4 protein-coding genes and 1 pseudogene are annotated in these 8,510 nt (G+C 27.8%); all 5 read right to left on the minus strand.

The window, feature by feature from the left end; all coding sequences use genetic code 11:
- Positions 1-3,244, minus strand: a 3,244-nt coding sequence (locus A9G43_RS07410; RefSeq protein WP_065607916.1) for a CDP-glycerol glycerophosphotransferase family protein, incomplete at its 3' end; no start/stop codon positions are given.
- Positions 3,245-3,780: 536 nt separating this feature from the next.
- Positions 3,781-4,875: a stealth family protein gene (locus tag A9G43_RS07415; protein ID WP_065607918.1), complete on the minus strand. Its 1,095-nt coding sequence runs from the start codon at positions 4,873-4,875 to the stop codon at positions 3,781-3,783.
- 34 nt (positions 4,876-4,909) lie between these two features.
- Positions 4,910-6,124: an acyltransferase gene (locus tag A9G43_RS07420; RefSeq protein ID WP_141674046.1), complete on the minus strand. Its 1,215-nt coding sequence runs from the start codon at positions 6,122-6,124 to the stop codon at positions 4,910-4,912.
- A 35-nt stretch (positions 6,125-6,159) separates the two neighbouring features.
- Positions 6,160-7,353: a capsule biosynthesis protein gene (locus A9G43_RS07425; protein WP_065607922.1), complete on the minus strand. Its 1,194-nt coding sequence runs from the start codon at positions 7,351-7,353 to the stop codon at positions 6,160-6,162.
- Positions 7,354-7,651: 298 nt separating this feature from the next.
- Positions 7,652-8,452: pseudogene (locus A9G43_RS07430) on the minus strand (IS3 family transposase); the annotation flags it as partial.
- Positions 8,453-8,510 lie beyond the last annotated feature (58 nt).

An 8,510-nucleotide genomic window follows, 5' to 3' on the forward strand; every position in this document is an offset into this window, starting at 1 on the left:
TTTTCAAAGCTAATTTAGCTATTTGAATACGACATTGCGTATTATTTCTAGTATGTTTTTCAAAATCAATTAATTGTGAGTGACATTTAGCTAATTCACCTATACGCCTATATATATCGGCTAACAATAATTGGGGTTGATATCTTTTCAAAAATAAAGAAGAGGTATTATAAGTTAGACATAAATTAAGTTGTTTTATTGCATCCTCTAAATTCTGTTGAGAATTATATATTAATGCTTTAAATAAATATAAAACACTTTTATTTTCAGTTAGTTTTTCTAAATCTGAAATGTTAATTGCTAATTTATGTCCTTGATGATAAATATGTTGATAACACATTAATTGATAATAGTAATCAATCTCTTGTTTATTAATTGCTATATCCCAGTATGAATAAGCTTCCTCCCATTTTTCACAAGCCATTAAAATCAAAGCTTTGGTTTTGTTATCTTTAATTTGTTCAAAATTTATATCAGCATTATCAAAAAATATTGATGGTTGATATTGATGGTAACTCGCTTCGGCTAAAATTTGGTACGCAATATTTTTATGTTTGTTGTCACCAAGTAATAAAATTCTTTTCGAACGTTCTATAGCACTGTTCCAGTCTCTATGATAACTAGACATTAACATAAACCTTTTCAAAATTTCTAAATCAACAAATTTATTTGTTGAAGGCTTATCTAAATTTTTGATGGCTTGAAAAATTCGCTCACAACATTTTCCATCTCTAAAAGGATAAAGATTTTTTATTCTAGATATGTATGGTTGTTCAATAATAAACCCATTACGAACAATTTTATCTATAGCTTCAATTAACTCATTTTCTTTGGTCACTACTGGACCAAATCCATCTTTTCTAAAATCAAAATATCCTTTAGTATAAGTATGTTTCCCTGAATAAAACTCATCTTCATCAAATTGATAATAAATAACTTGTTTTTCCAAAAAAGCCATATCAAAAGCAACAGAGGAATAATCAGTTACCAATAGTGAAGATTTTAAAAATAAATTTTGTATACTCTCTTCCTGAGATTTCCATGTTTCAATATAAGCAGGCAATTCAAAATTATCAAGATAAGGCTCTATATTTTTATGTGGTGCAAAAATTATCTTAATATTTTTATTTGAAATTTCTTTCAACCTTGAATTTTTTAAAAAACTTTGCCAATAAATTGCATATTGCGTTAGCATAAAATTAGAATTTATATCTCTTTTAAACTGCCCTAATTTAGTTGCAGGTAAAATATAATTTCTCCATGTGGGCATAATTAAAATAATTTTATCATTTGATGAAAATTTTTTATGTTTAAAAAAAAGGGAATCATGCCTTGCTAAACCTGTTAAAACCACTTCTTTTGCTGTCAAATAGTATTGTTGATTAAACGTAATAGAGTCTTTTTCCGCTTTAGTACTTGTAATCATTAAATCAATATTAGGTTTACCATTTAACCATGTTGATAAATCTTGACTTATTACTCCATGTTGCAAAAATACAAACTGTTGTTTTATCATAGAGTTATCACTAAAAAAATTATGGATATGTTTCTCTGCATGACTACTGATAATCTTAGATGCTCTTTTTAATAAAAATTTATGTTGTGCAGAATTAAAATCTAGTAATTTAAAATTATCTGCTTTTAATCTATTCCAATCATGAGAATCTTTTGAAAGTACATAATAAATTTTTTGTTCAGGATGTTTTTTATTTATATATCGATATAAATGCTCAGCGTTATCGTCTGCTTGAATATCTCTATCCATTAATATCCAATGTTCATCTTGGTTTTCAGGCAATAATTTTTTTAGGTGAGTAAATAAACTTTCTCTAGTTAATTTATTAAAAACTTGACCAGAAAGTGAAATTCTCGACAAAATACCGTTAATTATTATTTGAAAATTATTAAAATGATCAGGTAATTTTATCCACATTTTATTTGTTGTAACAAAATACTCTGCAGCGAAGGTATGCCTCTTCTGTTTTATGTACCTTGGTATTGTATCCTCACCATCAAACATCACAGAAATTACACTATCTTCAAAGGAATTATAAGAAATTAATATTTCTTGTTTAGCTTGATCAAATCTCTCGATATAAGCTGTTTGTTTAAAACTATCATCATTTTTAAATGCCCCCAACATTCCTATCTTAAAGAATAACCAGATACCAGCCAATTCAAATTCTAAAATTACCTTTCTATTAATATATCTAAAAGTTTTTTTTACATTTTGATGAAATTTTTTCTTTTGTTCTTCGTCTAAAATTTCCAAAGGAGATGGATTGTTCAAAAGATACTTACAATACCATGATAAATCATATAATACTTGTCGTTGAATAAACTCTGGTACTTTGCCTTGCATTTTGTTATGATAAAATTCTAGAATAAAAATGTAACCATATTCAAATATATCTAGATATTTGCGAGTATCCTGCCAAGATTTATCAATAGTTGAAGACTCATCTGCTCTTTTCCTGTAATAATATTTTGCGTTAGGTATAAAAGCAGCCTGAAGAGATTGCATATAGAATAAATATTCCGAAATAAATCTTGCATCCTCAAATGTAGGTTTCACTTTCTTATGAAAAAGTAAACCATTATTAATAATTATTTTTAAATCAAAAACAGAAGAACTAGCGGACATAATAATATTTTTTTCAAGATTACTTCCAGAAGTATATATAACGCCATTTTGGAATTTATATTTCAAGGCATGAGTGTCGCTATATTGTCTAGATTTTTCATAAAAAAATACTAAATTACAATTAATAATTCCTAAGTTAGGATTATTATCAATAGTTTTAGCAATTTCTTCGAAATAATCTAAACAGATAAAGTCATCTGGATCAATGAAGCTTACCCATTTTGTTTTCGCAAAATCCATACCTAAATTACGTGCAGATGCTTGCCCACCATTTTCTTTGTGAATATAGGTAATATTATCAGGATATTTTTCTACCCATTCATGAATAATTTTTGCTGAGTTATCAGGAGAATCATCATCAACCAAAATTAAATGAATATGTGATTTAAAACCAATTGTCTGATTTACCAGACTCTTAAAATAATCATTTAGATATTTTTCCACACCATATACAGCTGATATAACCGTAAATACTTGTTCGGTTTTATATCTTCTTTTCGGAGTGTATTTTAATATGTTATTTTTTCTTTTTTGATACATATCAGAGAAAAAGATCTTAGGATTTCTCTTGAATTTTTTCCATTTTTTATCTATTGACATAGTAATATAATCCTTATATATGGTCACAACAACCCAACATTATTATTGTAAGTATTTGTAAATTAATAATAAAATTACTAAGTATAAGAAGACTTTAAAAAATTCATTAAATCTTCTTGATACTGTAATCTTATTTTTTTGTTAGAAAATCATTTGCACAAATAGAATGTGGCAGCATTTTATTATTATTATTATTATTTTTTTTTATAATACAAAATACGGTATTGACATAGTAATATAATCCTTATATATGGTCACAACAACCCAACATTATTATTGTAATTATTTGTAAATTAATAATAAAATTACTAAGTATAAAAAGACTTTAAAAAATTCATTAAATCTTCTTGATACTGTAATCTTATTTTTTTGTTAGAAAATCATTTGCACAAATAGAATGTGGCAGCATTTTATTATTATTATTATTTTTTTTTATAATACAAAATACGGTATTGACATAGTAATATAATCCTTATATATGGTCACAACAACCCAACATTATTATTGTAATTATTTGTAAATTAATAATAAAATTACTAAGTATAAAAAGACTTTAAAAAATTCATTAAATCTTCTTGATACTGTAATCCTATTTTTTTTGTTAGAAAATCATTTGCACAAATAGAATGTGGCAGCATTTTATTATTATTATTTTTTTTTTTATAATACAAAACACGGTAATTTGTATTAGCAAATGCTGAACGAATATTAAAGTAATAACAAATATCACGAGCCAATATTGATTGGCTTTCAAGGTACATCATCCATGGCACTAAAAATGTAGCTAAATTAATATCATTATCAGCTCTAAATCTATTATTAATAAATTCCCCAATATCTTTATAAAAATAATCCCATGCAAAATTAAAATAAGTTTTTTTTAACGGTATGTATGTATGAACTAAGGGAATATTTATATCTTTTCCATACTTTTTAAATAATAGTCTTCTAGAGTTTAACGATGCTAATAATGTAGGAGTACTAATTCCTTTTTTGAGCATAACATCTAAATTTTTATTATTTAGGAATAGAGATGATAAATTATTGCCACTTAAAAAATGAGATTTAGGTAAATCTCTAGCGACAAAGACATCATCATTAAAATAAATAAAGTTCTCTGATAAATTAGGTATATTATGTAGATGAGCTTCTATCACATGGGAATTAAAAGTAGGAAGATGTTTTTTATCAATTATTTGATTATGATCAACAATAACAACTTTATCAGGTAACTTAAATTCTGGGATTTGATTGTCCGTAACTAAAAATATATTTCTTACCCATGGCATAAAATTTTTAATACTTTTAATCACATAAAACAACTCGCCATGATATTCAAACCGTGCATTATCTATGGAGATGGGATTAATGCCATTAATTTGTTTATTTTTATAATATTCAAACTTTGCTACCCAATCAGGAGCTTGATTATTTACCCATGTAATAACTACATCAACAGGTTCATTACATTCATTTGCAGTAATATCATATAATCTAAAATCATTTTCAATCAAAATATTTTCATGCAATAAATTATGGCCTTGTTCATCTAGGGACAATGGGTATTTCTTTATAAAATAATCCCTAAAAAATATTCCCGGATTTTTTAAAAGTTTATTAAGTTTACTCATATTATGAATCTAATGTATATCAATAGTAAATTTGTTATAACAGAGTCTTGGTTATTTTTTCGAAATAAACATTATTTTGAATAACATATAGTTTTAATATCAATTCATCATTTTGATAAAACGATTCTTTAAAATCCTCACTTTTAAGTTCACTATAATATTCTAATTTATTGAAAGTTAATTTTATCTCCAATTTATAAGTCCCATCAGGAATATTATCAATTGATAAACCTTCATTTCTAAAACTGAACATACCTGCTTTATCATAACTAATATAATCACCATTAAATAACTTCCTACTAATATTCGGATCTGAAAATTTTGCTAATTGCTTTGAGTGACATGAACTTTCATTGATAAATAATAAGTAGTTTTTTATACATGGACTATATTCTGGGCAAGGAATCCCAATAATAGCCGCAATTCCCTTTAAATAAATTCTATTTTCCTGAAGAAACATATAATATAATTCAACATAAGGATGATATTTTGTTTTATTGGTGGATTCTTCAAAGGGATTTAATTTGTGTATATTATGAAATACGCCTTGACCTACATAGATGGGTTTATTTTCAATTGTCTTATTCCAATATTCCTTTTTAGATTTTATTTGATTTTGATGGGTTTTAATCCAAGGTTCACTGAGCATTACATGAGGTCTTTCCCAAGCAATGTCATATTTAGTAGATCTTGCGGGAGCTCCTACAATTATACAATTATTTAGGTATTCCCCTTTTACTATGCTAGCAAACCCGACAACTGAACCTTCTCCAATTTGGCTCCCAGATAAAATTACTGAATTAAAAGCAAACCATACATGTTCACCAATAATAATATCTTTAGATTTATTTACTCGTTCTCCTGAATTAACATCATAAATTGCGTGAGCATCATCAGAACGAATTTGGTTACCTGTAGAAAACATACAATCATCTCCAATGATGATTTTTGTTTTTTCTGCTGATGTGATATATATTTTATTTGTACAAGTTACATTATCACCAATGTTAATGTGACAAGAATAGCCAGCTCTTATTTGTCCTGATAAGTTTCCATTTTTCCCAATAAGGATAACCGCATTATGCGATGGAAAATCAAAACTAATATTACGAATTTTACTTGTATCCGCAATAATTAACTTATTATTACCGCCAACAAAATTTACTGTTACAGTATGCAAATTTTTTGGTGCTACAATCAAATTTCCTTTATTATCTGAATAATAACCATCCACGTTGATATTTGCCACTGTATATATCATTTATGTTTTCTCTTATGAATAAACTACTCAATATTTAACTTAAAGTCAGCATAATAAATAGATCCCTTAATTTGAGATTTATTACACAAATAACTACGATATCTTTCAAACAACTGAGTGTTGGGTTTCTGCCTTTCCTTCCAAAAACGGTCGAGTCCGTTTTGAAAAGTTAACCCTTTTATATCATAATGTGCTTTACCGAGAGCAATAACAGGTAATCCATGAATCAAAGCTGAAAGTCCACAAGTACTGTTAACTGTTACCAATCCAATTGCTTTTCTAAGTAAAATTGGCATAGGAACGCCGAGGATATATATCACCCGTTTACTAACATCGTAACGACTAGCCAATTTTTTTATTAATCGGTTATAATTATTAAAACCTTCATCCATCGGATGATGCTTGATTAGTAAATAGCTTTTTTTATCAGCAAATAAAGAAAATGAGCGTATAACTCTGAAAATATATGATTTCATAGAGTGATAATGGCTATGCACTTGAATTTGAAAATCTTGATTGCATTGCAAAGGAAAAATATAGAATGGTTTATACTCATTGTTAATAACATTTTTTATCAATCTAGGTTTTATTAACCTTGATTTCAATTTTCTAATTAAAGCTAAAGCCCAATGGGAAGCATAAAAAGATAATGATGTGTTCCTATGGTGTATATAATTAGAATATTTATATTTCTTTAATAGCATAAAAATATAATAAATAATACTGTAGTAAATCATTGAATAATAATGAGACTTCCCATTACTTTCATCTATAGAGGTAATTTCAACATTCTGATAAAAATCATGATTTTTTGGTAAGAGAGAAAAACCATTAACCCCATCTTTCTCAAAAGTAATATAATGAGGTCTAAGATAACCTTCTTCAAACACCCAAAATGACAAATTTGGATTAGAATCTACTACTGACTTGGCTATTTTATGATAAGTACGGCAATCACCAAAAACAACAATGGCATCGATAGTATGTTGTTGAATGTAATTTTCCAAAAATTGAGGGAAGACCTCAATCGAGTCATAGAAAGAAACACTATTACATGGATAAAAATGCTCATCACCTCCATTTAAATTTATTTTGAAAACATTATTGTTGAAATTTTGTAACCAATCTGCAACTTTGTTAAAGAAAGGACCTACAGGACCTTGTAACAATAGTATATTTCTCTTGGTATGGGCTAGTTCGTGTAAATAGTGGCTCATTTATATCCATTATGTATCAAGTAAATTCTATTAATTATCCATATTTTAAATATGAAACTCATAAGCTTTCAATTTAAGGTCATAATCGCTAATTAGCATCAACATTTACTTTAGTATTTAAAAATAATTTTAAAATACTCTATTACTTTATCATAAATTTATATTAATTTGTAATTTTTTATTAAAAATATTGAAAAAATCAATTTTCTCAATAAAAAAACTGAATACCACTTTTTTTCTAATCAGTAAATGAATTGTAAATCCCCCCCCAAACCTAGTACACAATTCACGTAGAAAATTAAGCTGCTTGTTTTAGTGTTTTATACTCTATCGGTGTCATGTTATTTAATGCCTCATGCAGTCTTTCAGTGTTATCAATCGTTAACCATTCTTCGGTTATTCTCTTTGCTTGTGCTAAGTTGTTAAAAAGATATAAATCGAGTACTTCAGTACGATAGGTACGATTAAATCGTTCAATATAGCCATTTTGATAAGGGCTACCGGGCTGGATATAATCAATGGTTATATTATGTGATTTAGCCCAGTTTATAAAGGTTTTTCCTGTAAATTCTGGCCCATTATCGACGCGTATTTTTAATGGATACCCATGATATTCAGCCAATTTATCTAAGTAACGGGTAACTCTCCCTGCTGGTAAGCTTACTGCAATATCAATGCCTAACGCCTCACGATTAAAGTCATCGATGACATTGAATGTCCTAAAGTGACGCTGATTACGACTACTGTCACTCATAAAATCCATTGACCAGCACTCACCTTGTTTATTGGGGACTAATAACCTTTCCAGGCATCGTGGAGGAATACGTTTTTTACGCTTTACCCTGAGATTAAGCTTTAATTGGCAATACACCCGATACACCCGTTTATGATTCCATTTATAGCCGAGCTTTTTAATACGATTAAAGCATTTAGGAAAGCCCCAGCGTAAATGCCGGTCTGTGATAGCATTCAACACCGAAATAATCACTGAATCATCCTGTAACTTAGGTTGATAATAGTAAGCACAACGGCTTAAGCCAACAATGGCACAATTCATAGCAATACTAACCGAATGATTTTGTTGTAGTTGCTGTGCCCACGTTTTACGTGCCTTTTTGTGAGCACTAAAGCTTTTTTATGATTTCTTCCTGAAGCTG

The organism is Gilliamella sp. Occ3-1 (assembly GCF_001690655.1).
Classification (GTDB): domain Bacteria; phylum Pseudomonadota; class Gammaproteobacteria; order Enterobacterales; family Orbaceae; genus Gilliamella; species Gilliamella apicola_P.